Consider the following 25,604-nt stretch of genomic DNA (forward strand, 5'->3'; position numbering starts at 1 on the left):
TGTTTCGCCTGCGGCCGCTTTCGAAAACCGGCGCGCCAGGCGCGGAGATCCCACATGCATCCGATGCTCAATATCGCCGTCCGGGCTGCTCGCAAGGCCGGCACCGTCATCAACCGCGCGTCCTTCGACGTCGATAGCCTGCGCACCGAGCGCAAACAACACAACGATTTCGTCACCGAAGTCGACCGCGCAGCTGAAGCGGCGATCATCGAAGTCATCAAGACTGCCTACCCCGATCACGCGATTCTAGCGGAAGAGTCCGGCCAATCCTGGGCCGACGGCGAAACCGCCAGCGAAAACGTCTGGGTGATCGACCCGCTGGACGGCACCACCAACTTCATTCACGGCTTCCCGCAATATGGCGTCTCGATCGCGCTGATGCAGCGTGGCGTCGTCACCCAAGCTGTGGTGTACGACCCGACGCGCGACGAACTCTTCACCGCCTCCAAGGGCGCCGGCGCGTTCCTGAACAACCGCCGCATTCGCGTTACGCGTCGCGACAAGCTGGCCGACTGCCTGATCGGCACCGGTTTCCCCTACCGCGATCTGGAAGGCCTGTACGACTACACCCGCCTGTTTGCGACCATGACGGAAAACTGCGCCGGCCTGCGTCGCCCAGGCGCCGCCGCGCTTGACCTCGCCTACGTCGCTTGCGGCCGCCTCGACGGTTTCTTCGAGCAGGGCCTGAGCAAGTGGGACATGGCCGCCGGCTCGCTGCTCGTAACGGAATCGGGCGGTCTGGTGGGCAACTACACCGGCGAATCGGGCTACCTTGACCAGGGTGAAATCCTGGCCGGCAACCCGAAGGCCTTCGTGCAGATGATCAAGATCACCTCGCCGTTCTCGCGGTCGAAGGCTGAGGCTTGATCGCCACGTTGCTCGCCAATAGCCGCCAATAAAAAAGCCCGCTTCGTGCGGGCTTTTTTTCACCTTCCGGCTTACTTCTTGGCAACCGGCGGCTGGTTGGGCGCAAAGCTCAACGACGGCAGTTCGGCCTGCGCCTTTTCCGGCGTTTCAAGCTCCGGCACCACGCGGCCGACAATCAGACCCAGCGATGGCGACGTGCGCACGTACTTTGTCTCGCCGGCGTCCAGTGCGAAGCTCAGCGTCTTCTCGGTTTCGGTAGCCGTTGACACGACATACTTGCCAGCCGGGCGGTCAACGAAGAAGAAGCCTCCCGGTTTGGATTGCCCCACCACTTCGCTGTTCAGCTTGATGTCCGGCTGCAGGGCCGCACCGATCAGCGACGACGAGCGGAAGAAGTACACGCGCCCTTGATCTTGCTTGAGCGTCGGAATCGACGAAGCCATCTCGGAATACTTCACGCCCGACGCGCAACCCGCCATCAGAACGGTGATACCGATGGCCGAAGCCAATGCGCGCAAAACTCCCTTCATTGTGATTCTCCTGTTGTGATGGATACAGCTGTGGAAAGCGGGGAGTACGCCTGCTCGCCGGGCAGGTAAAACCCGACCAGGCGTTGACCGGCGATAACGAGATAGGCTTCGTGAACCTGACGGCCTTCAATCGTGAAGATCGTGCCGACCGGGCGATAGACAGCACCTTGCGGCAACGTACCCACGCGCTGCCAGTTGGAGCCGGCCGCAAGCGTGCGCGTATAACCCGTCTCCAAGCGGATTTCCGTTGCCGATTTCAGTTGAATCCGCGACGGCCCCGTCGCGTTGTCAGTGGCCAGCGTGGCTGGCGCGGTAGATACCATCGGCGCGCACGCGCCCAGGCAAGCCACGGCAACGCACGCCACGGCCCAATACAGCATTGGCTTTCGCACAACTCCCTCCAGAATTTTCTTATCGGTACCGAGGCGGCACTCTGTGGGGAGCGATCTTAATAAGATGACGCGAGACTGGCATCCCCTCGAAACGGGTTTTTCGTGGGGGTTGCAATGCACGTTGCTAACAACCGATATAAGCAACACTTAGTGGGCATGTCAAAGCCGTGTCGCCGAGGCCTTTCGCGTTGCGTGCAGAGCAGTCCGCCACCGTGGCATCGCCAAGCGTGTGCCTCAAGGCGCCAATGTCGCGCGACAAACCCTCGCCAGCCGCACGGCTTTTGCGAGCCGCGCCCCTCATTCACAATGTGCTTCGCCTCTAACAGTCATCACCTGCCATGAAAACCGCCCTCGCCCTGCGCCACGTTCCGTTCGAGCATCTCGGCATCCTGCAGCCGCTGCTGGAAGCGCGCGGCTACACCGTACGCACCGCGGACGTGGGCGTGCAGCCTGTGCCTACCGATGACATGGCGGCGGCCGATTTGCTGATCGTGCTGGGCGGGCCAATCGGCGCATACGACGATGCAACGTATCCGTTCGTGCGAGACGAAGCCGCCGCCATCGCGCAGCGACTGGCCGCACGCAAGCCGTTGCTTGGTATCTGCCTGGGGGCGCAGTTGATGGCACGGGCGCTGGGAGCGGCGGTCAAGCCGATGGGCGTGAAGGAGATCGGCTTTGCGCCCATCACGCTCACGGCCGAAGGCGCAGACTCGCCGCTTGCGCCGCTGGCCGACGGCACGCCGGTGCTGCACTGGCACGGCGACCGGTACGACTTGCCGCCGGGCGCGCAACGGCTGGCATTCACGGCAGGCTGCGCAGAGCAAGCCTTCGCCATTGGCACCCACGCCTTGGGCTTGCAATTCCATCTGGAGGCAAATCTGGATGAGCTGGAAGCGTGGTTGATCGGGCACGCGGCGGAGCTCGGTGCCGCAGGCATCGACCTACGCGTGCTGCGTGCGCAGGTGCCGGCGATTGCGGAACGCCTGTCGCAACGCGCGCGCGAGGTCTTCACCGCCTGGCTGGATCGCGCGGAGGCTGCATGACGCTGCCCGGCCCCATTCGCATCGATGCCCTCCTCACCGGGCGCGCTGTCGACTACACACGCCCTGGCTCGCGCAGCGCCATCGATAAGCGCCCCGTTAGCGACGTAGTGAAGGTCGACATCAACGGCTTCGTCGGTGATGAGCAAGGCGATCTGCGTGTGCACGGCGGCCCCGACAAGGCGATTCACCACTACCCGTTCGACCACTACGCGGCTTGGCAAGCAGACATTGGCGCGCAGCCCGTACTCGCACGGCCCGGCGCTTTCGGCGAGAACCTGAGCACGACGGGCATCACCGAAGCGGACATCTGCGTGGGTGACCGCCTGCGTGCGGGCAGCGTGGTGCTGGAGGTGTCGCAACTGCGTCAGCCGTGCTGGAAGCTCAACGACCGGTTCAATGCGCGCGACATGGCACGCCGGGTGCAAAACACCGGACGCACGGGTTGGTACTACCGGGTGTTGGAAGGCGGCACACTGCGCGCGGGCGATGCGCTCGAATGGCTCGAGCGCCCATGGCCGCAATGGCCGCTGGCGCGTGTGCTGGACGTGCTTTACCGCAACATGCTCGATCGTGCGGCGCTGGCCGACATGCTGGCGCTGCCGCTTACGCCGTCATGGCGCAAGCTCGTGGAGGGCCGCCTCGCACGCGGCGAGGTGGAAAGCTGGGCCAAACGCATCGATGGCCCAGCGCTCGATGCCTGAATTCTCAACCGATCAGAACGTTTCCCAATCGGCGTCGGAACCGCCACCGGCCACGGCCAGAGGCTGCTTGCGGGCGGGAGCGGCAGCAGAAGCAGCTGCGGCAGGTGCAACCGGCGCAGACGCCGCCGGCTGAGCAGCGATCTTCGGTTCACGCTTGCGCAAAGCCGCGCGGGCGGGCTTGGCCGCGCTGACCGGCTTTGCTGCGACCTTGGCCACAGGCTTGGCAGCCTTCTCAGGTTTGGCCGCAGCAATGGCGGCGGTCTCTGCCCCATCCAGCCGGAACTGCGACACCACCTGCGTGAGATTCTGCGCCTGCTCTTCCAGCGACTGTGCGGCGGCGGCGGCCTGTTCGACCAGCGCGGCGTTTTGCTGCGTCACCTGCTCCATTTCCGTCACGGCCTGGCCGATCTGCAGGATGCCCTGCGTCTGCTCGGCCGATGCGGAAGCAATGTCTTCAACGATATTGGCGACGCGGCGTACAGCTTCCACCGTCTCGGTGATGGTCTCGCCGGCCTGCGCGACTTGCGTGTGGCCTGCTTGCACGCGCGATACTGAATCGTCGATCAGCGTCTTGATTTCCTTGGCAGCGGCAGCACTGCGCTGAGCCAGCGCGCGCACTTCGCCAGCCACCACGGCAAAGCCGCGGCCCTGCTCGCCGGCGCGAGCGGCTTCCACGGCAGCGTTGAGCGCCAGGATGTTGGTCTGGAAGGCAATGCCGTCAATCACGCCGATGATGTCGGCCATCTTGCGCGAGCCCGCGCTGATGTCATCCATGGTGGCCACCACGCCGCGCACCACATCGCCGCCGCGCGAAGCCAGGTCTGCAGCGTTTGACGCCAGCGCGCTGGCCTGACGGGCATTCTCGGAATTGTTGGTCACGGTGGAGGTCATCTGCTCCATGCTCGCGGCAGTCTTCTCCAGCGAGGCCGACTGCTGCTCGGTGCGCGTAGACAGATCGAGGTTGCCGCTGGCGATTTCGTGCGCGCCGGTGTTGACCGAATCCGAGCTGTTGCGCACCTGACGCACGGTGTTCACCAGGCTCTCGCGCATGCGGCCCACGGCGGCCAGCAGGCGGCCGAGTTCATTGCGACCACCCGTTTTGACATGAACGGCCAGATCGCCTTCCGCCACACGGCTCAGCACAGTCACGGCTTCGTTGAGCGGCGTGATCACGAAAGCCTTGAGCCCGTAGAACACCGCCACGATCAATGCGAGCGCCATGGCAATACCGAGCGCCACAAACTTGAGGATCGTTTCATAGCGCGCGCGGCCATTGTCGGCCTCGTCCTTGGCCAGCTTCTTGACGAGCTTCTGGAAATTCTCGATCTGCACCGACCACGCCGCACCGGTATCGGTCACGTCCTTGTAGTTGATCGGGGCATAGGCTGCCGCATCACCGGCACGCAAGGCGGCCAGGGCGCGCTGCACAGCTTCGATGTGCGTCTGTGCCGCCTGGACGATCGCCTGGTGCTGCGACTCGTCAACACCTTCGATGGGTGGCGCATTCTTGAACGCCTCCACCTGTTCGATGGACTTCTTCAGACCTTTCTCTGAGCTGGCAAGCGCTGCCGCCTTGGCGGCGTCATCCATGTTCTCACGCAGCACGCTGTACAGGCGCGACATGCCGGTGCGCGCACGCTGCATGTCCTTGTAGGCGTCGTTCAACAGCATGCTGCGGTCGGAAATCTCATGCACGCGTTCCGTGGCAGTGTTGGTCGTGCGCAGGGCCAGCACACCCACCGCCGCCCCGACCACGATCATCAGTGCAAAGGTGATCAGAATCGCCAGCAGGCCAGCGCGCACGCTGGTGTTCTTCAAAATGCGGTCCATCTTGTCTCCGGAATCCGGGCAGGCAAGCACGCGATTGCGTGCGTCAAATCAACGAGGTGAAAGTCGGTCGCGGGTCAAAACGTTTCCCAATCCGAATCGTCTCCGGCGGCCACCAGCGGCTTCGCTTTGGTCAGGCTTGCCGGTATCACCGCCGGTGCGGGCACACTCTTCTCGGCTCGATCGACCGGCTTGGCCGCCGCCTTGCGCAGTACAGGCGGCTTGCGCGACGTCAGCCTGGGCTTGGCGGAATCGGTGCTCGGCTTGGCGGCATCGCGGCGCGGCGCTTCGTCCTTGGGTGCTACCGGCGCTGCAATTGCGACCGGCTTGACCGGCGCAACAACCGGCTCAACCTTGGCCACCATGGTCGGAGCGCGCAGCGCGTGCGCATCGAGGCGGAATTGCGCCACCACCTGCGTCAGGCTCACCGCCTGCTCTTCGAGCGATTGCGCGGCTGCAGCAGCTTCTTCCACCAGCGCGGCGTTCTGCTGCGTGGCGTCGTCAAGCTGCGTGACGGCGTGGCTGACTTCTTCGATCCCCGAGCGCTGTTCCTGGCTAGCCGACGAAATCTCGCCAACGATGTCGGTCACGCGCTTCACGCTCGCAACGATCTCGCGCATCGTCGTGCCGGCCTCTTCCACCAGCGCGCTGCCCGCATCCACGTTGACGACGGAATCGTCGATGAGCGCCTTGATTTCCTTGGCAGCAGCAGCACTGCGCTGCGCAAGGCTACGCACTTCACCAGCCACCACGGCAAAACCGCGGCCCTGCTCACCGGCGCGGGCGGCTTCCACCGCGGCATTCAGCGCGAGGATGTTCGTCTGGAAAGCGATGCCGTCGATCACGCCGATGATGTCGACAATCTTGCGCGACGATGCGTTGATCGAGCCCATGGTCTCCACCACGCGCGTCACCACATCGCCGCCACGCACGGCCACATCCGAGGCGGACGCGGCCAGTTGGTTGGCCTGCTGGGCGTTGTCGGCGTTCTGCTGCACGGTCGACATCAGCTCTTCCATGGCCGAAGCCGTTTCTTCCAGCGAGCTGGCCTGCTGTTCGGTGCGCGACGACAGGTCGAGGTTACCGCTGGCGATCTCGCGCGTGGCGGTGCCGATGGTTTCCGAAGCGCCCTTGATGCGGCCGATGGTCTGCACCAGCGCGCCGCGCATGCGGCTCATCGCGTAGAGCAGGCTGTGATTGTCATCGGCACGGGTAGCGATCTCGACCGTCAGGTCACCGCCGGCGATGCGGTTGGCCACATCGGCAGCATAGGCGGGGTCGCCGCCCAGCGTGCGCTGCAGGCCGCGGTTTGCGACGCCGCCCAGCAGCAACAGCAAACCACCCACCAGCACCAGCAGGCCGCCGGTCTGGTACAGCGAAGTCATGAACGCGGCGTTGATATCGTCCATGTAGACGCCGGTCGAGAAAACCCAGTCCCAGGGCTCATAGCGCATCGCGAAAGCCGTCTTAGGCACAGGATCCGTGCCGCCGACTTTCGGCCACACATAGCTGGTGAATCCGCCCTTCGGGTCTTTGGCGGCGTTGCTCAAGCCCACGTAGACGGCATTGCCCTGCGCATCCTTGAAGCCGGACTGATCCTTGCCGATGAACTCGGGCTTGATCGGGTGCATCACCACGACGTTGTTGGAGTTGGTGATGGTGAAGTAGCCGTCCTTGTCGTAGCGCAGGGCCTTGAAGCGGTCGAGCGCCTGCTGCTGCGCGGCGTCTTTGCTCAACGTGCCGTTCTTGGTCAGATCGTCGTACTGCTTGACCAGGTTCATAGCCATGGTCGTCACGCTGACAAGGTTGTTCTTGCGCTCCTCCACGCGGATCTCGCGCGCCTGATACGCGTTGAATACCGAGATCAAGGTCAGCGCGACAAGGCTGATGACCAGCGGCAGCCAAAGCTTTTGGCGAAAGCTGAGCTTGCTCATTCCAGAGTCTCCGGATGTGGAACCGCCAGGCGCCATTTGCGCAAATGCGTTCCCACTATGGTTTTAGGGGTCCGGATGGTCTATCGGCAGGCAGCGCACCAATCTTGAGGGCGGTGTGCCCGCGCTAACGGCTGCAGCCTTGGATTTGCGCCCGTGCAGGGCAGTTGAACCCAAGGGCGATCCTTGCAAAAATCGCCAAATTGAGCAGAATTCTTTTGATCTTTAATTGACAATCGACGATGAAAACCACGCTCGAAGAACTGCTCGCCTTTCGCACCGTGGTCGATACAGGCTCCGTCACGGCTGCCGCCGAGCAACTCGGCCAGACCGTGTCGGGTGTGAGCCGCGCGTTGCGCCGCCTGGAAGAGAAGCTGGACACCACCCTGCTCTCGCGCACAACGCGGCGGCTGTCGCTTACCGACGAGGGCGCGACATTTCTGGCGCAGGCGCGCAGCATCCTCGCCGCCGTCGACGAGGCCGAGGAGCAGATCGCCCTGCGCCGTCAGCAGCCCGCCGGACGCCTGCGCATCAACGCTGCCATGCCATTCATGCTGCATGTGGTGGCGCCGCTGGTGCCGGACTTCCGCGCGCGGTATCCGCAGATTGACCTGGAGCTGAACACCAACGACCTGATCATCGATCTGCTGGAAGAAGACACCGACGTGGCGATCCGCATCGGCCCGCTGCGCGATTCCACCCTGCGTGCGCGCCTGCTCGGCACGCGGCGGCTGCGCGTGCTGGCGAGCCCCGCCTATCTGAAAGCGCACGGCCGGCCCCGCGAAGTGGATGATTTGAAAAAGCACGCCCTGCTTGGCTTCGGGCAGCCTGAATCGCTGAATCTGTGGCCCTTGCGCGGCCCGCACGGCGACCGACTGCGTATCGAGCCCACGCTCAAGGCTTCAAGCGGTGAAACCCTGCGCCAGCTCGCACTGCAAGGCGCCGGCATCGTCTGCCTGGCCGATTTCATGAGCGCTGAAGACCGGCGCACCGGCGACCTTGTGCAGGTGCTGCCGGATGCCACCGTGGAGGTGCTGCAGCCGATTCACGCGGTGTACTACCGCAACACCCAGTTGGCTTCGCGGATTGCGTGCTTTCTCGACTTTCTGGAAGCCCGGCTCGCCGACGATGTGCGGTGATGCGGCACGGCGGGTGTGCAACAATTGCGCGATTCAACACCTTCCGCACACGACCCAATCAGACCTGAGCAGGTCGTGCGCCGCGCTTTAGTACTCATTGCACCGCATGGCTGAACACTCCGCCCCAGTTCTGGAGATCGACCCGAAATACGGCCCCTTCGACAAGCACACCCCGATGATGCAGCAATATTTACGGCTGAAATCGGGGCATCCGAACACGCTTGTCTTCTATCGCATGGGCGACTTCTACGAGCTCTTCTTCGAAGATGCCGAAAAAGCCTCGCGCCTGCTCGATATCACGCTCACCGCACGCGGCAGCTCCAACGGGCATCCGATCCGCATGGCGGGCATCCCGTTCCACGCTGCCGAGCAATACCTCGCCAAGCTGGTCAAGCTGGGCGAATCGGTTGCCATCTGCGAGCAGATCGGGGACCCGGCCACGACCAAGGGACCGGTCGAACGCAAGGTCGTACGCGTCGTTACGCCCGGCACATTGACGGATGCCGCGCTCCTGTCTGACAAAGTCAACAACCATCTGCTGGCCATCGCGCACCTGCCGGGCAAGCGTGGCACAGCACCGCTGATTGGTCTGGCCTGGCTCAACCTCGTCGGCGGCGAACTGCGCGTGATGGAATGCAGCCCCGACCAGCTCGACCGTGAACTCGAACGCATCCGCCCCGCCGAAGTGCTGGCCGACGATGCGACGCTCAACACCATCCAGGTGGATGTTGCCCGCACGCGCCTGCCCGATTGGCACTTCGACGTGGAAGCCGGCACCCGCCGCCTGCGCGAACAACTCGGCGTGGCAAGCCTCGTTGCCTTTGGTGCGGAAACGTTGACGGCCGCGCTGGCTGCTGCCGGGGCGCTGCTGAACTACGCCGCGGCCACGCAAGGCCAATCGCTGCGTCACGTGATCGGCCTGACCGTCGAGCATGAGAGCGAATTCATCGGCCTGGACACCGCCACGCGCCGCAACCTGGAGCTGACCGAGACGCTGCGGGGGCAGGAATCGCCGACGCTGTTCTCGCTGCTGGACACCTGCGCGACCAGCATGGGCAGCCGCCTGCTGCGCCACTGGCTGCATCACCCGCTGCGGGATCGCGCAGTGCCGCAAGCGCGGCAGCAGGCGATCGAAGTGCTGCTCGGCAGCGATTGGCAAACGTTGCGTGCGACGCTGCGCACACTGTCCGATGTGGAGCGCATTACCGGGCGACTGGCGCTGCTGTCGGCACGCCCGCGTGATCTGTCTTCGCTGCGCGACACGCTCGCACGCCTGCCCGAGATTCGCGAAGAGCTGCCGCAAAGCGATGCTGCACCGCTGCTAGCCGAGCTGTACGCCGCGCTCACCCTGCCCGAAGACGCTCACGCCCTGCTCCAGAGCGCGGTGATGGCAGAGCCGGCAGCGATGGTGCGCGACGGTGGCGTCATTGCCCGCGGCTACGACGCCGACCTCGATGAGTTGCGGGACATCTCCGAAAACTGCGGCCAATTCCTCGTCGATCTGGAAGCCCGCGAGCGTGAGCGCACCGGCATCGCCAATCTGCGAGTCGAGTACAACCGCGTGCACGGCTTCTACATCGAAGTCACCAATGGCCAGGCCGCCAAGGTGCCCGACGATTACCGCCGCCGCCAGACGCTGAAAAACGCTGAGCGCTACATCACGCCCGAGTTGAAGGCGTTTGAAGACAAGGCCTTGTCGGCGCAGGACCGCGCGCTGTCACGCGAAAAACTTCTCTACGAAGAATTGCTGCAAAAGCTGCTGCCGCATCTGGCCGAGTTCAAGCGCATTGCCGCCGCACTGGCGCAGGCCGATGTGCTCGCGACGCTGGCCGAGCGTGCGCATGCGCTGTCGTGGTCGCGTCCAATGCTGACGGATGCACCCGGCATTGAACTGACGCGCGCCCGCCATCCGGTGGTCGAGCAACAAGTCGAACAGTTTGTCGCCAACGACTGCGTGCTGCAGGAGGCGCGCAAGCTGCTGCTGATCACGGGCCCGAACATGGGTGGTAAATCGACCTTCATGCGGCAGACCGCACTGGTCGTGCTGCTCGCCTACGTGGGCGCATTTGTGCCGGCGGAAGCTGCGGTCATCGGACCGATCGACCGCATCTTCACGCGCATTGGCGCGGCCGACGACCTGGCGGGCGGGCGCTCCACCTTCATGGTCGAGATGACCGAAGCCGCTGCCATCCTGCACCGCGCCACACCCAACAGCCTCGTGCTGATGGACGAGATCGGGCGAGGCACGAGCACGTTTGATGGTCTGGCGCTTGCCTGGGCGATTGCGCGCCACCTGCTGTCGCACAACCGTAGCCACACGCTGTTCGCCACGCACTATTTCGAGCTGACGCAACTGCCGCAGGAGTTTGCTCAGGCTGCCAACGTGCACCTGTCCGCCGTCGAACATGGTGACGGCATCGTTTTCCTGCATGCCGTGCAGGAAGGTCCGGCAAGCCAGAGTTACGGCCTGCAGGTCGCGCAGTTGGCGGGGGTGCCGCAGCCGGTCATTCGCGCCGCACGCAAACGGCTCGCCTGGCTGGAGCAGCATTCCGCCGACACCGGCGCCACACCTCAGCTCGATCTGTTCGCACTCGCCGCCGATGCGCCCGTCGACGACGAAGACGATGCCAGCGATGAAGCGACCGACAACTCGCTGACGGACGCGCTCGCCGGGATCGACCCCGACGACATGACACCGCGTGAAGCGCTTGATGCGTTGTATCGCCTCAAGGCGCTGGCGAGCCCATCCGCCTGATCCGATGACCCGGCCCGGCTCAGTTTCCCGCACGCTCCAATGCATTGCCATGACCTTGGTGATGCTGCTGCCGACGGCTGTACCGGCGGCGGCCAAAAGCACGAAGCCTACGACTGATGGGCCGGCTACCTTCACCTTTACGGTGATCGGCAACGTGCCCGAGCGCGCCGAAGATGTCGCTCCCGCGCGCACGCTGCTGGACGCCATCGACGCCGAACACCCCGCCTTTGTCGTCCACTTGGGCAACCTCAAGGGCCGCGATGAATCGTGCTCCGACACGCTGCTTGAAGCGCGCCATGACCTGCTCGACAGCCTGATCGCCCCCGTCGTCTACATCCCGGGCGACCACGACTGGAGCGACTGCCAGCGCCCCGCCGCCGGCAGCTTCGACCCGGTGGAGCGCCTGTTGCGCCTGCGCGAGCTGTTCTACCCGGACGACAACACGCTCGGCCAGCGCACCATGACCGTCATGCGCCAGTCCGATCAGGCCAAGTTCCGCAGCTACCGCGAAAATACGCGTTGGGCGATGAACGACGTGCTGTTCGTCACCCTCAACGTGCCCGGCGACAACAACAACTACAAGATCGCAGGCGGACGCAACGGCGAATACGAAGATCGCCTCGAAGCCAATCGCCAATGGTTAGCACGCGCCTTTGCCGTCGCACGCCAACGCAAGATGGCCGGCGTGGTCATCATGATGCAGGCCGATCCGCTCTTTGAGGACGGATGGGAGCGGCGCCACGCGCCCAACCTGTTCGACGGCTTGCTGCGGCGGCGCTCCCATGACGGCTACCTGGCACTCAAGCGCCAGTTGCGAACGCTCACGCGCGAGTACGGCGGCGCCGTCCTACTCATCCACGGCGCCAGCCAGACTTTCATGCTCGACCGCCCGCTCAAGGACGAAAACGGCCGCCCGGACTCGCACGTCATGCGCGCCCGGACCTACGGTTCGCCAGTGCTTGATCGCTGGCTGGAAGTGTCCGTCACACCAGGCCACTCGCCGCTGTTTCATCTCCGCAGCCGTCGCCTCGACAACACCCCTGCCCCGGCGCCGGAAATCACGCCAGCGCCGGTGCAATAAAAAACGGGAGCCGAAGCTCCCGTTCTTGCATCTCGATGGACTTGCCGATCAGTGCAGCGTGTGCGGCTTGTCGTCTTCGTCCTCGTCCACCACTTCAAGGCCGTTTTCACCGTGCACGTGGCCGTGCTCGATTTCTTCAGCGGTGGCTTCACGAACTTCCGTGACCTTCAGGTCAAAGCGCAGCGCCATGCCGGCCAGCGGGTGGTTGCCATCCAGCACGACCTTGTCTTCCGCCACGTCGGTGACGGTGTAGACGATGGCGTCTTCCTCATCGCCATCTTCAGGCACTCCCTCGAACTGCATGCCAACTTCGAGCGGTTCCGGAAAGCGATCACGCGGCTCGATCTTGATCAGCTCTTGATCGTAGTCACCGAAAGCGTCGTCCGGCTCGAGCTGCAGTTTGGTCTCAAAGCCTTGCTCCTGGCCGTCCAGCGCTTCCTCGATTTTGGGGAACGTGCCATCATAGCCGCCGTGCAAATACACCATCGGCTCATCGGATTCCTCGATGACGTTGCCCTGCGCGTCGGACAGTTTGTAAGCCACCGACACCACCGTATTCTTCGCGATTTTCAATTGCGCACTCCATGAACGAAGTCCCATTATACGCTGCCGATGGCGGCGTCCAACCCGCTCTTCCGCTAGAGCGCCCAGCGCAACTCCTCGGCGGGCTGTCGCCGCGCGATTTCATGCGCACGCACTGGCAGAAAAAACCTCTGCTGATCCGGCAGGCACTATCCCCGGAAGAGATGCGTGCACTGCACTTTCCGCTATCGCCGGAACGTGTCCTTGCCCTGGCGGAGCGCCCCGATGTCGAGTCCCGCCTGATCGCGCAATCGCGCGGGCGCTGGTCGTTCAACCACGGCCCCTTCGACGAACGCCCGCTGCCTTCACGCAAGACGCGCAACTGGTCGGTGCTTGTGCAAGGCGCAAACCTCGTCGAGCCCGCGGTTGAAGCGCTCATGCAGCGCTTCCGGTTCATCCCCGACGCGCGGCTCGATGACGTGATGATCAGCTTCGCCACTGACGGCGGCGGCGTCGGCCCTCACTTCGATTCGTACGACGTGTTCCTGCTGCAGGCGCACGGCAAACGCCGCTGGCGCATTTCCGCCCAGGACGATCTCACGCTCGTCCCCGATCTGCCGCTCAAAATCCTGGCCAACTTCCAGCCTGAAGAGGAATTTGTGCTCGAGCCCGGCGACATGCTGTATCTGCCCCCCCACTACGCACACGATGGCGTGGCAGAGGGCGACTGCATGACGTACTCGATTGGTTTCCGCTCACCCTCGTACCGCGAGCTGGCCGGCCACTTCCTGGGCTTCCTGTCGCAAACGCTGGAAGACGACCCCAACTTCGAAGGCCGGTACGCCGATCCCGAACAAAAACCCACGGCCCGCCCCGGCGAACTACCGGCTGCCATGGTCAAGGCGCTTGCCCAGAAGCTCAACGCGCTGCGCTGGACACCCGAACTCGTCGGTGAATTCCTCGGCGCGTACCTTTCCGAGCCCAAGGATCACGTCGACTTCGTCACGCAGCCCCGTTTGCCGCTCGCCCGCTTCACAGCCCGGGCGCGCAAGGAAGGCATCGTGCTCGACGCGCGCACGCAGGCGCTGTATGACGCGCACCGATTCTGGATCAACGGCGATACGTTCGAGCCTTCGGGAACGTTGCTTGCGTGGCTTTCCGCGTTGGCGGACGCACGTCGTGCGAGCGCTGCTTCCGTCGATGCGGCGGCCGGCTTGCCGGATCTGATGGATACGCTGCATGCATGGTACGAAGAAGGCTGGCTGAGGCTGGCTGGACCGGGACAGCGATAATTCCGCGCTGAAACAGATCGTTACAAAAGCGCCTGAATCGCACGTGCGTCAGCCCCGACTCCGCTACACATGGTAGGTAAAGGTCGCTATAATCCGACGCTAGCTTGCAAGCCGAGCAGCCCTCGTGCGACTTGGCTGCCAGCATAGAAGAAGGTGTAGTACCTGAGCGATAATTACCGGTAATTATTCATCGCCTTTCTGTTGTCCGCTTTCCATATTCAGTTTAAGGATCGAAAAAATGAAAAAGTCTCTCCTGATCGCCTCGCTGATGGCTGCTGTGGCTCTGGCTGCTTGCGGTAAGAAGGAAGAAGCCGCTGCTCCGGCTGCTGCTCCGGAAGCTTCGGCTCCGGCCGCTGCTGCTCCGGCTGCTTCGGACGCTGCTGCTGCCCCGGCTGCTTCGGACGCCGCTGCCGCTCCGGCTGCTTCGGGCGCTGCTGCATCGGCTCCGGCTGCTGACGCTTCGGCCCCGGCTGCTAAGCAATAATCGCGTTTCTCGCGAGACAAAAAGGCCGACTCTCGAGTCGGCCTTTTTTTTATGGGCGCAATCTGGCGCTGGAGCATCCGGGCATCAATCGCGCTGCCCCTCTGCCATTCAAAGTTGTTTCTGAATCTTACAAGCCGCTTCGATCGGTCCTGTTGCACTTATACGGTGCGCCAGAGCAACCCCTCTTCCTGATCCGCAATCGGCACGTCTTCAACACTGGCCCCCAGCGGCACCGCGATCGCCTCAGCGGCCAATAGCGGCGTGTTGTTTTGCTTGGACAGATGCGCCGCCACGACCGTATGCAAGGCGTCGTGGCGCACGCGGGTAAGGATCGCGGCGGCAATGTCATTGGCCAGGTGGCCAAAATCCCCACCGATACGACGCTTCAATGACCAGGGATAGGCTGAGTTGGCCAGCATCTCCCGGTCGTGATTGCATTCGAGCACGAGGGCGTGCATGCCCGTCAGATGAGTGCAAAGGTATTCCGTCGACATGCCGGCATCGGTGAGCACACCCAGGCGCCGCGCACCGTCATCGAAAACAAACTGCAGCGGCTCGCGCGCGTCATGCGGTACGGTGTACGGCAAGATTTGCAGATCGCCAACACAGAACATATCGTCGGCGCGGCAGAAACGCACGGCCGCACGGTCAGCGCCGCGCAGGTTTTCCGTGGCGCGATACGTGCCGTGGCTGGTCCAGACGGGGATATTGAATTTGGCAGCAACCGCATAGGCGCTGCCAACGTGATCGCTATGCTCGTGCGTGACGAGGATGGCGTTGAGGGATTCCGGCGTACAGCCCAAGCGTTCGAGCCGCCTCACAGTCTCGCGGATACCGAATCCGCAATCCAGCAGAATGCGCGTGCACGTCGCTCCGCTCGCGGATTCGACGAGCAGCGCATTCCCTTCACTGCCGCTGCCAAGGCTGGCGAATCTCAGTGTCATCGCCCACCCAGGCAGCCGTACTGCATGATGCTGATTACCGCAGTTGCTCGTCGAGCAGCGACAGGATGCGCTTGCCGATGTCGCCGGTCTGCGCGGAGCCATCGTCGTTCTGCACAAGCACCGTCGACGACGTGCCTGCGTCCTTCACAACCACGCGGTAACGCTTGGCGCGCTTGAGGTCTTCGATCTTCGTGCCCGAGAACAGGCGCGAGAAGAAGCCCGGCGCGTTGGCTTCGGCACGCGTATCAGCGTAGCGGACAAAGTACACGCCTTGCGAGCGGTCGCGATCATCCACGGTGAAGTTCACACGGTCCAGCGCCAGGCCCACGGTACGCCAGGCGCGATCAAAGGGCTCCGGCACCTGCAGGACCGGCTGGCCATTCGATTGCGTCAGCAGCGACGGGCCGGTACGCGGGGCCGGTTCAGCCTTCGTGCCGTCTTGCACCGGATGCGCAGCCTGCGTTTGCGCAAGCTTCTGCTGCGCGGCTTCCTTGCTGGCGCCCAGACGCTGCATCAGGCGGGAGAGGAATTCGGCCTCGAGTTCGGGATCGGCCGGACGCGGCGTCCACACAGTCTGGTCCTTGGACGAACCGACCAGTTGTTCCTGGGCGCCGCGGTGCGAGATGTAGACCTCGACCGAACCATTCGGCCCCTTCTCGATGCGGGTGCGGAACTTGTCGCGCTCCGACGTCGAGTACAGGCCATCGAACACCTTGCCGACGGTGCGACGGATGATGTCCTGCGGAATCTTCGCGCGGTTCTCGGCCCAGTCGGTTTCCATGATGCCGGTCTCTGGCGAGTCGATCACCAGCAGGAAACCCAGTTCTTGCCAGAAGGTGCGCAATTGCGGCCACAGAGCATCCGGCGTGGTCTTGACGACCAGCCAGCGCTGATTGCCATCGCGCTCGATGCGCATGTCGGACACGGCCGGCAGCACGTTGTCGGTACCCGAGCCAGGCGTCGTAACCTTGGGCGCCGTCGACGTGTAGGCCGACAGCGTGGTGGTGCCCGTATCCGGCGCGGCATAGCGGCGGTCGGCTTGGATGCCGGTCAGGTCGGGCGGGACTTCAAGCGTCGGGCCCTTCTTGGCCTGCGATTTGTAATCGATGCGGTCCGGCTGCATCGCCTCATTGACGGTATCGCAACCGGAAATCAGGGCAACCGACAGAGCGGCCAGCAACAGTTGAGCGGACGTCGCCACAGCCCCGCGACGGGTTTGGTGCAGTTTCATTGACTTGCGATCCTTCAGATGAGAACGATGGCTTAAGGGCCCAGAAGCGTCTGGAGGGGCCTTGAAACAATCAGGAGAGCAGCCCGGCATCCTTCAGGGATGCGCGCACAACCTCGTGATACTGGGGTGCCAGCGGCGTCAACGGCAGGCGGATGCCGCCTTCCATCTTGCCCATGGCCTGGAGAGCCCACTTGACGGGAATCGGATTCGACTCGACGAACAGGTTCTTGTGCACCGACAGCAATTGCATGTGAATGCGGCGAGCCGTTTCCACGTCACCACGCATGGCAGCTGCGCACAGTTCGTGCATGGCACGCGGCGCCACGTTGGCTGTCACGGAAATATTGCCGTGGCCGCCCAGCAGCATCAGCGCGATGGCCGTCGGGTCATCCCCGCTATAAATCTTGAACGAGGCCGGTGCGCCCTTGATGAGGTGCGCAGCGCGGTCGATGTTGCCAGTGGCTTCCTTCACGCCGATGACGCCCGGCACTTCGGCCAGGCGCAGCATGGTTTCGACCGTCATATCGGCCACCGTGCGGCCCGGCACGTTGTACAGAATGACCGGCAGATCCACCGACTCGGCTACCTTGCGGAAGTGCAGGTACATCCCTTCCTGCGTCGGCTTGTTGTAGTACGGCACGACCTGCAGGGACGCATCAGCGCCCACCTGTTTGGCATAGGCCGTCAGCTCGACGGCCTCGGTGGTGGAGTTACCGCCGGTGCCGGCAATAATGGGGATGCGCTTATTGGCCTGTTCAACCGCCACGCGGATCAGCTCACGGTGCTCTTCCACCGACACGGTCGGCGATTCGCCGCTGGTGCCGACGATCACGATGCCGTCGGTGCCTTCGGCGATGTGCCAGTCGATGAGCTTGCGCAGGGACGGAAAATCAAGGCTGCCGTCCTCGTGCATGGGCGTGACGATGGCGACGAGACTGCCGGAAATCTGGATCATGGTTTCGAAAGCAGACAAAAGCGTGAACGTAAACAGTCGGATTGTACCGGATCGTCAGAACGGATTCGCCACATCTGAGACCCGCCAAGAGACGGGTAAGCCGCCGTCCTCAGCAACTTCAAAGTGCGTAGCGCGGCGCAACCGCCCCGGCCGGCTCGCGAACCGCGCAAACACGCTGCACATAAGCGTCTCGAGGCGACGCGAGAAAACCGTCTTCGTAGCCGATCACCCGCAGTTGGCCGCGCACGGCATCGAGCAATTCGCCCGGCGCCAGCAGGAATGCCGGATTGGACGGCTTCCCGACGGTTTCGTTTCCAACGGCGAAGGTTTCGTAGATCAGGCGGCCGCCCGGCGCGACGGACGCCAGCAAACGCGGCCAGAGCGGTCGGTACAAGTAATTCGTGACGACAACGGCATCGAAAGTGGCCCCGGCGGGCAACGGCCACGGGTTTCCTTCGATGTCAGCGACGATGGTTTGGACGATGCCCGCGAGGCCCGAAAGCGCTGCCGCGTCACGGTCGATGCCCGTCACCTGCAGGCCATGTGCAGCAAGCCAACGTGCGTGGCGGCCGCTGCCGCAAGCCACATCCAGCACGGAGGCGCCGGCCGGTAGTTCAGCCGCCCACCGCGCCACCCACGGTGACGGCGCAGCAAGCGTGTGCGGATCCAATGCGACAGCAGACATCAACGACTCATCAGCTATACGTCAGACCCATCGCCTCGCGCACCTCGCGCATGGTCTCTTGCGTGACCTTACGCGCGTTATCACAGCCATCTGCGATGATGGCGCGCAGCAATGACGGATCGTCCATGTATTTCTGGGCGCGTTCGAGCATCGGCTGTTGTTCGCGCAGAATGCCGTCGATCACGGGCTGCTTGCACTCCAGGCAGCCGATGCCGGCGCTGCGGCAGCCCTTTTGCACCCACTCTTTCGTGTCGGCGTCGGAGTAGACCTGGTGCAGTTGCCAGACCGGGCACTTGTCAGGATCGCCCGGATCGGTGCGGCGCACGCGAGCCGGGTCGGTCGGCATGGTGCGGACCTTTTTCTCCACGGTTTCCTTGTCCTCGCGCATGCGGATCGTGTTGCCGTACGACTTGGACATCTTCTGGCCGTCGAGACCCGGCATGCGCGATGCCTCGGTCAGCAGCACCTGCGGCTCGGGCAGGATGATCTTGCGGGCACCTTCCAGGTAGCCGAACAGGCGTTCGCGGTCGCCCATCGAGAGGCTCTGGGATTCGGCCAGCAGTGCGCGAGCCTGCTCCAGAGCCTCGTCTTCGCCACGCTCCTGATACGCGGTGCGCAGTTCCAGATACAGCTTGGCGCGCTTGCCGCCGAGCTTCTTGGCCGCTTCCAGCGCTTTCTCTTCGAAGCCCAGTTCGCGGCCATAGAGGTAGTTGAAGCGGCGGGCAACTTCGCGCGTCATCTCGACGTGTGGCACCTGGTCTTCGCCCACCGGGACGAAGCCGGCGCGGTAGATCAAGATGTCAGCGGCCTGCAGCAGCGGGTAGCCGAGGAAGCCGTAGGTGGAGAGATCCTTCTCCTTGAGCTTCTCGATCTGGTCCTTGTACGTCGGCACGCGTTCAAGCCAGCCCAGCGGCGTGCCCATCGAGAGCAACAGGAACAGCTCGGCGTGCTCGGGCACACGGCTCTGGATGAACAGCGTGGACTGCGTTGGATCGACGCCGGCAGCGAGCCAGTCGATCAACATTTCCCACACCGATTCCGCGATCACCTCGGGTGACTCGTAGTGCGTGGTCAGCGCATGCCAGTCGGCGACGAAGAAGAAGCACGGGTACTCGGCCTGCAGCCGGACCCAGTTTTTCAAGACGCCGTGGTAATGCCCCAGGTGCAGAGCACCGGTCGGACGCATGCCAGAGAGAACGCGGTCAGGAAACATGTGGGAAATGGAGTTGAAGACTCAGGAAAACAGCATCTGCAGCGGACTCAGAATCCACTGCAGCAGTTGAAACAGCAGCGCCATGATCGGGCGCATCCAGACATTGGTGATGACGTTGGAAATGATCAACGCCATCACGATGAAGAAGCCGAACGGTTCGATACGCGACAGACCGAGCGCCATCCGAGGTGGCAAGAGTGCTGCCAGCACGCGCCCGCCATCGAGCGGCGGCAGCGGAAACATGTTGAACGCCGCCATCACCATATTGACGAGAATGCCAGCGCGCGCCATGCCGATCAGGAACGGCTCGTTCACCCCGCCCATCGCGAACACAACCGCCAGCACGCCCCAGAAGATCGCCTGGCCAAAGTTGGTGGCCGGCCCTGCCAGCGCCACCCACATGCCATGCCAGCGCGGATCACGCAGACGGCCGAAGCGCACCGGCACCGGCTTGGCATAGCCGAACACGAAAGCGCCTTTGGTTGCGAAATACAGCAGCAGCGGCATTGCGATTGTGCCGATGGGATCGATGTGCCGCAGCGGATTGATGCTGACGCGGCCCATGACATAGGCTGTATCGTCGCCGAAATGCTTGGCGACATAGCCATGCGCCGCCTCATGCAGCGTGATGGCAAACAGGACGGGAATCGCGTAAACCGCGATGTTCTGGATCAATGTGGGGTCCATAGGCGGGCTATTGTAGCAAGCGCGCGCCACGGCACGGTGCCACCCGTAGCGCGCGCCAAGGGCTCGCCTACAGGCCCACGCGGGCCGGATCGCCCCGGCCGCGGCGCACGAGGTCGGGCTCGCCGCTCGTCAGGTCGATGACGGTGGTGGGTTCGGCCGGGGCCGGGCCGCCGTCGATGACGAGTTCGAGCTGCTTTTCGAGCCGATCGCGAATGGTCTCGGCCTCGTTGAGCGGCTCGTCGTCACCGGGCAGTTGCAGCGTGGCCGAGAGCAGCGGCTCACCCAACTCCGCCATCAGCGCCAGCGGAATCGCGTGCTCCGGCACGCGCAGACCGATGGTCTTGCGCGACGGGTGCGAAAGCCGGCGCGGCACTTCCTTGGTGGCCTCCAGCAGGAAGACGAACGGCCCCGGCGTCGCCGCCTTCAGCACGCGATACTGCTTGTTGTCGACGCGCGCAAACGTGGCCAGCTCGGAAAGGTCGCGGCACATCAGCGTGAGATGGTGCTTCTCATCGATGCCACGCACGCGGCGCAGGCGCTCGACTGCCGATTTGTCGTCCAGATGGCATGCGAGCGCGTAGCAGGAATCGGTGGGCAGCGCGACAAGGCCGCCAGCGCGGATGATCTCCACGGCCTGGCGAATCAAGCGCCCTTGCGGGGTGGTCGGGTGAATCTGGAAGAACTGGGACATGGCAGCCGCGCGCTCAGGACATCCACCGGCTCCACACCGGCGTCAGGTTATCGGGCAGCGGCGGCAGCGTGCCGAGTTCGACACGGCCCTCGCCCGGGCCATGGAAGTCTGAACCGCGCGACGCCAGCAGGCCGTAACGGCGGGCCACGTCGGCGTACAGTGCGTATTGGTCGGGCGTATGGCTGCCGGTGATGACCTCGACGCCCTCGCCGCCTAGCGCCTTGAATTCATCAAACAGCGCACCGCGCTCGACCAGCGACAGGGTGTAGCGCCCTGGATGCGCCATCACCGCGACCCCACCCGCGCCCTTGATCCAATTGATCGCATCGGCCAAGCGCGCCCAGCGATGCGGCACGTAGCCCGGCTTTCCGTCGCCCAGGTAGCGATCAAACACGTCGTGGATGTCGCGGCAGTGCCCGTGCTCGACCAGGAAGCGGGCGAAATGGGTGCGCGAAACCATGTCGGGATTGCCGGCGTAGCGCAACGCACCTTCGTAGGCGCCTTCGATGCCGAGCTTGGCCAGCGCGGCGCTGATGTCTTCAGCACGCGCGCCGCGGCCGGAACGTGTGCGTTCCAGCCCCTGTACCAGATCAGCGTTATCCGGATCGATGCCCAGGCCGACGATGTGCAGCGTGCGTCCCGCCCAGGTAACCGAAATCTCTACGCCCGAGAGGTAATCCATGCCCAGCGCCGCTGCGGCCTCGCGCGCGGCGGCCTGCCCGCCCACTTCGTCGTGGTCGGTCAACGCCCAGAGCGTCACGCCGTGAGCAGCAGCACGGGCGGCCACTTCGTGCGGCGCGAGCATGCCGTCCGACACCGTGGAATGGCAGTGCAGATCGGCATTTCTGGCGGAGGCGGCGGAGAGGTTTGGCATTCCGCCATTTTACTGCTGCGGCGCGCAACCGGGGGACCTCACCCCACTAAAGATCGGCATTCGGAAGACCCGACTGCCCGTGGCGGTGTTCGCGGCGCGGCGCTTGCTGCAGGCTATAGTGGCCGCATTGCTTCGTCCTCGACGCTTTGCCATGACTTCCGCCGCCACATCCCCCGCCGATATCCCTCAGCCCTTGCAGCAACGCATCGACGTGCTCATTGTGGGTGCGGGGCCAGTGGGCCTATTTGCAGCCTTTCAGGCCGGCGTGCTGGGCATGTCGTGTGTGCTGGTGGACGCATTGGACCGCCCGGGCGGCCAATGCACGGAGCTGTACCCGGAAAAACCGATCTACGACATCCCTGCGCTGGTTTCGTGTACGGCGCAGGAACTCGTCGACCGGCTGATGGCCCAGTGCGCGCCGTTCAACTACCCCATTCTCTGCGGTCGCCGCGCCGAAACCGTGGAAACGCTGGAAAGCGAGCACGGCCAGCGCTTTCGCGTCACCACCAGCGCCGGCGACGTGTTCGACTGCGCCGCCGTGCTCATCACGGCAGGCAACGGCGCGTTCACCCCACAACGTGTGGCTTTGCCTGAAGCGGCCGCGCTGGAAGGCCTCCATCTGCACTATGCTGTGCGCGACACCGCGCGCTTCGCGGGCAAACGCGTCATCATCGCCGGCGGCGGAGATTCCGCGCTTGACTGGGCGCTCGCGCTGCGCAAAGTGGCCGCACGCGTGACGCTGGTCCATCGGCGAGAGGGCTTCCGCGCAGCCGATGCAAGCGTCGCTGAAATGCGCGCCGCCGTCACCGCCGGCGAAATGGATTTTGTGCTCGGCATGCTTTCGCGCCTGGACAGCACGCCGGACGGCACACTCACCGGCGCGGCCATCCGCGGGCGCGATGGCGAAACCGTGCTGCCCTGCGATGAACTGATCGCGCTGTATGGCTTGGTCTCCGAGCCCGGCCCGATTGTCAACTGGGGCGTGGAGATGCGCGCGGGCCGCATCACGGTGGAAACAACGGCTTACGAGACCTCGCGCCCGGGTGTGTTCGCGGCCGGCGACATCGCGCTGTATCCGAACAAGCAGAAGCTGATTCTGTCGGGCTTCCATGAGGTGGCGATGGCGCTGCGCCGCGCGTACCGCTACGCGAATCCGGACAAGACGCTCGTGCATACGCATTCGAGCAACGACGCGGGGCTGCAGACGAAGCTGCATGTGGCTGCGGAGTAAGTCACCCGCATGCGCGCGCCATCGCTCTACGAAACCGTGCTCGGCACGCGATACGCGCAACTGGCGCCGGCGGTGCAGACGTTTCACCGAATGACCGGCGCAGTGACGCTGCACGGCGAAGTTGAAACAGAGCCGCCCGCCTCGCGCCTCGCACGCGGCCTTGCCTGGTGCATCCGCACGCCGCGCACATCGACACGTGGCCCGATCCGAATCACGCTCAACGCCGCAGCCACGGAAGAAACCTGGACGCGCCATTTCCCGCACCACACGATGCGCTCAACGTTGTCGCTGCATCAGGGTCGAATCACGGAGCGGCTCGGTGCGGTGCGTCTGTTCTTTGCGCTGGAAGCGGGGCACGGCGTATTGCGGATGCGCCTGGAAGGGTTGCGCTTCCTCGGTATCCCCTGCCCGGCATGGCTACGGCCGGCCGTGTTGGCAGAGGAATCCGGCGAGGGTGACCGCTTCCATTTCAACGTACGCGCCAGCTTGCCATTCTTGGGGGTAGTCGCGGCGTATCGAGGTTATCTAGACCTGACGACGATGGAGCACGAATGATCATTGTCTGCGATGCCATCTACCATGCGCTTAGTGCGAGACGGCCGTGCTTGGCGTGAAAGCGCCGCCGTCCCGCGCATCCTGCCGCCGCCCGGGGCGCAGCACAGCGGTTTCTTGATTGAGCCTGCCGCTCAGCGCTGCAAACAGAACTCTTCAATCAGCGCGGCCACCTGTTCCGGCTGGTCGTGATGCAGCATGTGCCCCGCGTCTGCAATCAGCACCTCTCGGAAATCAGGAAACGCAGCAAAGCGCGTCTTGAACTCGGCCAGCGGCACATCGCCTGCGATGGCCTTCAGCGTGGGTGAATCGACGGCCTCGACGTGCAGCACGGGCGCGGCAACACGGCGCCAGATTTCCATCACCTCATCCAGCCGGTAAAGCTGCGGATTGATGATTTTGTGCGCAGGATCGCCAAGAATCTCCCAGCGGCCCTCGGCATTCTGGCTCGACCAGTGCTGCGCCAGAAATGCCGCCTTGTCGGCCGGCAGACGCGGGTTGGTCTTCTGCAGGCGCGCGGCGACGTCTTCAACGGTGGCGTAGGTGTTCAGGCGCGGCTTGTCCTTCAGCTCGTCGAGCCAACGCGCATAACGGCGCGGAGCCTGCGATGCCTTCGACGCCGACATGCCGAAGCCCTCCAGATCCACCACGCGCCGCACGCGCTCGGGCCGGATACCCGCGTACAGGCAAACCACGTTGGCGCCCAGGCTGTGCCCGACCAGCGTCACCTGCCCTTCCGGCTGGTAGTGATCGATGATGGCTTCGAGGTCGGCCACGTAATCGGCAAACCAATAGCTCTCGACGCCGGGGCCCTCGGTGGGCCGGGCGGTCTGACCATACCCGCGCCAATCCGGCGCCACGATATGCCAGCGCTCGCGCAGCGCATCGACCAGAAACTGAAATGACGCCGACACATCCATCCACCCATGAAACAGGAACAGGATGGGCGCCCCGGGTTCGCCCCATTCGCGGATGTGATAGCGCAGGCCGCGCACGGGCAGATATGTCGAGCGGGAGGCCTCGCGCGCGGCAGGCTGTGTGGTGGAGTCCATGGTTTCCGTTAGCCAATAGAAATCGAACGATCGTTCTTTTTCCGAGGATTATAGCGGCGGATGGGCAACGCCGTGGCGCTTAGAACGAGGCTTCCAGCGCGGCAATTTCGTCGTCGTCGAAACCGGCCTGGCGGCGCGCCTCGAGGTTGAATGGCCCGCGCAAACGCGGTGCACCGTATTGCTCGGCCAGCTTGCGATACGTTGGCACGGGGTCCAGGCCGGCGCGCTCGCACAGCCAGCGGTACCAATGGTTGCCGACCGCCACGTGGCCGATCTCGTCACGCAGGATGATGTCGAGGATGCCAGCGGCCACCATATCGCCTGCCTGGGCCAGCTTGGCACGAATCGGCGGCGAGGCATCGAGCCCGCGCGCCTCCAGCGTGCGCGGCACCAGCGCCATGCGCGCGAGCGGATCGGCGGCGGTTTTCTCCGTCATCTGCCACAAACCGTCGTGGGCGGGGTGATCGCCGTAGCGGCAATCGAGCGTTGCCAGATGGGCGGCAAGCAGCGAAAAGTGCGTGGCCTCTTCAGCGGCCACGCGCGCCCAGTCCTGATAGAACGCCACGGGCATCCCCGCAAAACGCCACACGGCGTCGAGCGCAAGGTTGATGGCGTTGAATTCGATGTGCGCGAGCGCGTGCAGCAGCGCGCCCCGGCCACGTGGCGTATCGATCGCACGCCGCCGCGGAACCTCGGAAGGCGGCACGAGCACCGGCGCGTCTGGCCGGCCGGGGACACCGCTTTCCGGCGGCGCCATGGCTTCATCAATGCCCCAACTCGCGTCGTCGGCGCATTTGGCGCACTCGCCCAGACGCAGCGTGGCGTCCACCTTGCTGGCCGGATCAGTGAGACACAGCGCGGCCAAGGCAGCATGGCGCAGCGTGTCGGAGGGCGTTTTGGGGCAGGGCTGCGAAGCGGTCATCAG

The 25,604-nt window shown here is 64.2% G+C and carries 25 protein-coding genes; 10 read left to right on the plus strand and 15 right to left on the minus strand.

Translation table 11 applies throughout. The features are described from left to right. Positions 1-54: 54 nt before the first annotated feature. Positions 55-867, plus strand: coding sequence for an inositol monophosphatase family protein (locus ACCD03_RS02635; RefSeq protein WP_012435285.1), 813 nt, complete (start codon positions 55-57; stop codon positions 865-867). Positions 868-938: 71 nt separating this feature from the next. Here ACCD03_RS02635 and ACCD03_RS02640 read toward each other — a convergent pair whose 3' ends face one another. Next, positions 939-1,397, minus strand: coding sequence for a DUF2846 domain-containing protein (locus tag ACCD03_RS02640; RefSeq protein ID WP_413410716.1), 459 nt, complete (start codon positions 1,395-1,397; stop codon positions 939-941). Then, positions 1,394-1,789: a hypothetical protein gene (locus tag ACCD03_RS02645; RefSeq protein ID WP_253536987.1), complete on the minus strand. Its 396-nt coding sequence runs from the start codon at positions 1,787-1,789 to the stop codon at positions 1,394-1,396. The genes ACCD03_RS02640 and ACCD03_RS02645 overlap by 4 nt, the downstream gene beginning before the upstream one ends. A gap of 338 nt (positions 1,790-2,127) precedes the next feature. Here ACCD03_RS02645 and ACCD03_RS02650 point away from each other — a divergent pair, with 338 nt between their 5' ends. Both ACCD03_RS02650 and ACCD03_RS02655 read left to right on the plus strand, forming a co-directional pair. Further along, positions 2,128-2,832, plus strand: coding sequence for a glutamine amidotransferase (locus ACCD03_RS02650; protein WP_413410717.1), 705 nt, complete (start codon positions 2,128-2,130; stop codon positions 2,830-2,832). Continuing rightward, entirely contained in the window at positions 2,829-3,533 is a 705-nt protein-coding gene (locus tag ACCD03_RS02655) for an MOSC domain-containing protein (protein WP_413410718.1), read from the plus strand. The genes ACCD03_RS02650 and ACCD03_RS02655 overlap by 4 nt, the downstream gene beginning before the upstream one ends. A 12-nt stretch (positions 3,534-3,545) precedes the next feature. On the opposite strand, the gene ACCD03_RS02660 is transcribed toward ACCD03_RS02655, so the two are convergent. Next, entirely contained in the window at positions 3,546-5,363 is a 1,818-nt protein-coding gene (locus tag ACCD03_RS02660; protein WP_413410719.1) for a methyl-accepting chemotaxis protein, read from the minus strand. A 74-nt stretch (positions 5,364-5,437) separates the two neighbouring features. After that, positions 5,438-7,294, minus strand: a complete 1,857-nt coding sequence (locus ACCD03_RS02665; RefSeq protein ID WP_413410720.1) for a methyl-accepting chemotaxis protein — start codon at positions 7,292-7,294, stop codon at positions 5,438-5,440. A gap of 239 nt (positions 7,295-7,533) precedes the next feature. On the opposite strand from ACCD03_RS02665, the gene ACCD03_RS02670 reads away from it, so the two are divergent. The 3 genes from ACCD03_RS02670 to ACCD03_RS02680 all read left to right on the plus strand — a co-directional run bounded on the left by ACCD03_RS02670 (position 7,534) and on the right by ACCD03_RS02680 (position 12,266). Then, the gene (locus tag ACCD03_RS02670; RefSeq protein WP_413410721.1) at positions 7,534-8,430 is read left to right on the plus strand and encodes a LysR substrate-binding domain-containing protein; all 897 of its coding nucleotides are present in this window, start codon (positions 7,534-7,536) and stop codon (positions 8,428-8,430) included. 106 nt (positions 8,431-8,536) lie between these two features. Further along, positions 8,537-11,185, plus strand: coding sequence for a DNA mismatch repair protein MutS (mutS, locus tag ACCD03_RS02675; RefSeq protein ID WP_045204307.1), 2,649 nt, complete (start codon positions 8,537-8,539; stop codon positions 11,183-11,185). A 4-nt stretch (positions 11,186-11,189) separates the two neighbouring features. Next, complete coding sequence (locus tag ACCD03_RS02680; protein ID WP_325654932.1) at positions 11,190-12,266, plus strand: hypothetical protein; 1,077 nt, start codon at positions 11,190-11,192, stop codon at positions 12,264-12,266. Between the two features lie 48 nt (positions 12,267-12,314). Here the strand turns inward: ACCD03_RS02680 and ACCD03_RS02685 are convergent, their stop codons facing one another. Further along, positions 12,315-12,839 carry an FKBP-type peptidyl-prolyl cis-trans isomerase gene (locus ACCD03_RS02685; protein ID WP_004626161.1) on the minus strand — a complete coding sequence of 175 codons (525 nt, stop codon included), beginning with the start codon at positions 12,837-12,839 and terminating at the stop codon, positions 12,315-12,317. 11 nt (positions 12,840-12,850) lie between these two features. On the opposite strand from ACCD03_RS02685, the gene ACCD03_RS02690 reads away from it, so the two are divergent. Together ACCD03_RS02690 and ACCD03_RS02695 are read left to right on the plus strand one after the other, a co-directional pair. Further along, positions 12,851-14,080, plus strand: coding sequence for a JmjC domain-containing protein (locus ACCD03_RS02690; RefSeq protein ID WP_413410722.1), 1,230 nt, complete (start codon positions 12,851-12,853; stop codon positions 14,078-14,080). A gap of 238 nt (positions 14,081-14,318) precedes the next feature. After that, positions 14,319-14,564, plus strand: coding sequence for a hypothetical protein (locus ACCD03_RS02695; protein WP_413410723.1), 246 nt, complete (start codon positions 14,319-14,321; stop codon positions 14,562-14,564). A gap of 158 nt (positions 14,565-14,722) precedes the next feature. Here the strand turns inward: ACCD03_RS02695 and ACCD03_RS02700 are convergent, their stop codons facing one another. The 8 genes from ACCD03_RS02700 to ACCD03_RS02735 all read right to left on the minus strand — a co-directional run bounded on the left by ACCD03_RS02700 (position 14,723) and on the right by ACCD03_RS02735 (position 21,844). Further along, on the minus strand, positions 14,723-15,508 hold the full coding sequence (locus ACCD03_RS02700; protein ID WP_413410724.1) for an MBL fold metallo-hydrolase: 786 nt from the start codon (positions 15,506-15,508) through the stop codon (positions 14,723-14,725). A gap of 34 nt (positions 15,509-15,542) precedes the next feature. Then, a complete protein-coding gene (bamC, locus tag ACCD03_RS02705; RefSeq protein ID WP_253536840.1) occupies positions 15,543-16,739 on the minus strand; it encodes an outer membrane protein assembly factor BamC in 1,197 nt (398 codons plus the stop codon). A 70-nt stretch (positions 16,740-16,809) separates the two neighbouring features. Next, positions 16,810-17,694, minus strand: coding sequence for a 4-hydroxy-tetrahydrodipicolinate synthase (gene dapA, locus ACCD03_RS02710; RefSeq protein ID WP_024976031.1), 885 nt, complete (start codon positions 17,692-17,694; stop codon positions 16,810-16,812). A 118-nt stretch (positions 17,695-17,812) separates the two neighbouring features. Further along, positions 17,813-18,379, minus strand: coding sequence for a class I SAM-dependent methyltransferase (locus tag ACCD03_RS02715; RefSeq protein WP_413410725.1), 567 nt, complete (start codon positions 18,377-18,379; stop codon positions 17,813-17,815). Between the two features lie 10 nt (positions 18,380-18,389). After that, a complete protein-coding gene (locus tag ACCD03_RS02720; RefSeq protein WP_045204325.1) occupies positions 18,390-19,592 on the minus strand; it encodes a tryptophan--tRNA ligase in 1,203 nt (400 codons plus the stop codon). Between the two features lie 21 nt (positions 19,593-19,613). Next, positions 19,614-20,279 (minus strand): site-2 protease family protein, encoded by a 666-nt coding sequence (locus ACCD03_RS02725; protein ID WP_253536835.1) that lies wholly within the window; start codon positions 20,277-20,279, stop codon positions 19,614-19,616. A 67-nt stretch (positions 20,280-20,346) separates the two neighbouring features. Next, positions 20,347-20,970, minus strand: a complete 624-nt coding sequence (locus tag ACCD03_RS02730) for an L-threonylcarbamoyladenylate synthase (RefSeq protein ID WP_413410726.1) — start codon at positions 20,968-20,970, stop codon at positions 20,347-20,349. Positions 20,971-20,983: 13 nt separating this feature from the next. After that, positions 20,984-21,844: a 3',5'-nucleoside bisphosphate phosphatase gene (locus ACCD03_RS02735; RefSeq protein ID WP_413410727.1), complete on the minus strand. Its 861-nt coding sequence runs from the start codon at positions 21,842-21,844 to the stop codon at positions 20,984-20,986. 151 nt (positions 21,845-21,995) lie between these two features. Here ACCD03_RS02735 and ACCD03_RS02740 point away from each other — a divergent pair, with 151 nt between their 5' ends. Both ACCD03_RS02740 and ACCD03_RS02745 read left to right on the plus strand, forming a co-directional pair. Then, complete coding sequence (locus ACCD03_RS02740; protein WP_413410728.1) at positions 21,996-23,075, plus strand: NAD(P)/FAD-dependent oxidoreductase; 1,080 nt, start codon at positions 21,996-21,998, stop codon at positions 23,073-23,075. 9 nt (positions 23,076-23,084) lie between these two features. After that, positions 23,085-23,630, plus strand: a complete 546-nt coding sequence (locus ACCD03_RS02745) for a DUF4166 domain-containing protein (protein ID WP_413410729.1) — start codon at positions 23,085-23,087, stop codon at positions 23,628-23,630. A gap of 131 nt (positions 23,631-23,761) precedes the next feature. Here ACCD03_RS02745 and ACCD03_RS02750 read toward each other — a convergent pair whose 3' ends face one another. Both ACCD03_RS02750 and ACCD03_RS02755 read right to left on the minus strand, forming a co-directional pair. Beyond that, positions 23,762-24,679 (minus strand): alpha/beta hydrolase, encoded by a 918-nt coding sequence (locus ACCD03_RS02750; protein ID WP_316672034.1) that lies wholly within the window; start codon positions 24,677-24,679, stop codon positions 23,762-23,764. A gap of 79 nt (positions 24,680-24,758) precedes the next feature. Beyond that, positions 24,759-25,601: a ferritin-like domain-containing protein gene (locus ACCD03_RS02755; protein ID WP_413410730.1), complete on the minus strand. Its 843-nt coding sequence runs from the start codon at positions 25,599-25,601 to the stop codon at positions 24,759-24,761. Positions 25,602-25,604: the final 3 nt, after the last annotated feature.

It is taken from the genome of Ralstonia sp. Ralssp135, from assembly GCF_047304345.1.
Lineage (GTDB): Bacteria > Pseudomonadota > Gammaproteobacteria > Burkholderiales > Burkholderiaceae > Ralstonia > Ralstonia chuxiongensis.

Coding starts and splice junctions, on each gene's coding strand:
- ACCD03_RS02635 (WP_012435285.1), top strand. CDS start 55: ATGCATCCGATGCTCAATATCGCCGTCCGGGCTGCTCGCAAGGCCGGC.
- ACCD03_RS02640 (WP_413410716.1), bottom strand. CDS start 1,397: ATGAAGGGAGTTTTGCGCGCATTGGCTTCGGCCATCGGTATCACCGTT.
- ACCD03_RS02650 (WP_413410717.1), top strand. CDS start 2,128: ATGAAAACCGCCCTCGCCCTGCGCCACGTTCCGTTCGAGCATCTCGGC.
- ACCD03_RS02655 (WP_413410718.1), top strand. CDS start 2,829: ATGACGCTGCCCGGCCCCATTCGCATCGATGCCCTCCTCACCGGGCGC.
- ACCD03_RS02660 (WP_413410719.1), bottom strand. CDS start 5,363: ATGGACCGCATTTTGAAGAACACCAGCGTGCGCGCTGGCCTGCTGGCG.
- ACCD03_RS02665 (WP_413410720.1), bottom strand. CDS start 7,294: ATGAGCAAGCTCAGCTTTCGCCAAAAGCTTTGGCTGCCGCTGGTCATC.
- ACCD03_RS02670 (WP_413410721.1), top strand. CDS start 7,534: ATGAAAACCACGCTCGAAGAACTGCTCGCCTTTCGCACCGTGGTCGAT.
- mutS (WP_045204307.1), top strand. CDS start 8,537: ATGGCTGAACACTCCGCCCCAGTTCTGGAGATCGACCCGAAATACGGC.
- ACCD03_RS02680 (WP_325654932.1), top strand. CDS start 11,190: ATGACCCGGCCCGGCTCAGTTTCCCGCACGCTCCAATGCATTGCCATG.
- ACCD03_RS02690 (WP_413410722.1), top strand. CDS start 12,851: ATGAACGAAGTCCCATTATACGCTGCCGATGGCGGCGTCCAACCCGCT.
- ACCD03_RS02695 (WP_413410723.1), top strand. CDS start 14,319: ATGAAAAAGTCTCTCCTGATCGCCTCGCTGATGGCTGCTGTGGCTCTG.
- ACCD03_RS02700 (WP_413410724.1), bottom strand. CDS start 15,508: ATGACACTGAGATTCGCCAGCCTTGGCAGCGGCAGTGAAGGGAATGCG.
- bamC (WP_253536840.1), bottom strand. CDS start 16,739: ATGAAACTGCACCAAACCCGTCGCGGGGCTGTGGCGACGTCCGCTCAA.
- dapA (WP_024976031.1), bottom strand. CDS start 17,694: ATGATCCAGATTTCCGGCAGTCTCGTCGCCATCGTCACGCCCATGCAC.
- ACCD03_RS02715 (WP_413410725.1), bottom strand. CDS start 18,379: ATGTCTGCTGTCGCATTGGATCCGCACACGCTTGCTGCGCCGTCACCG.
- ACCD03_RS02720 (WP_045204325.1), bottom strand. CDS start 19,592: ATGTTTCCTGACCGCGTTCTCTCTGGCATGCGTCCGACCGGTGCTCTG.
- ACCD03_RS02725 (WP_253536835.1), bottom strand. CDS start 20,279: ATGGACCCCACATTGATCCAGAACATCGCGGTTTACGCGATTCCCGTC.
- ACCD03_RS02730 (WP_413410726.1), bottom strand. CDS start 20,970: ATGTCCCAGTTCTTCCAGATTCACCCGACCACCCCGCAAGGGCGCTTG.
- ACCD03_RS02735 (WP_413410727.1), bottom strand. CDS start 21,844: ATGCCAAACCTCTCCGCCGCCTCCGCCAGAAATGCCGATCTGCACTGC.
- ACCD03_RS02740 (WP_413410728.1), top strand. CDS start 21,996: ATGACTTCCGCCGCCACATCCCCCGCCGATATCCCTCAGCCCTTGCAG.
- ACCD03_RS02745 (WP_413410729.1), top strand. CDS start 23,085: ATGCGCGCGCCATCGCTCTACGAAACCGTGCTCGGCACGCGATACGCG.
- ACCD03_RS02750 (WP_316672034.1), bottom strand. CDS start 24,679: ATGGACTCCACCACACAGCCTGCCGCGCGCGAGGCCTCCCGCTCGACA.
- ACCD03_RS02755 (WP_413410730.1), bottom strand. CDS start 25,601: ATGACCGCTTCGCAGCCCTGCCCCAAAACGCCCTCCGACACGCTGCGC.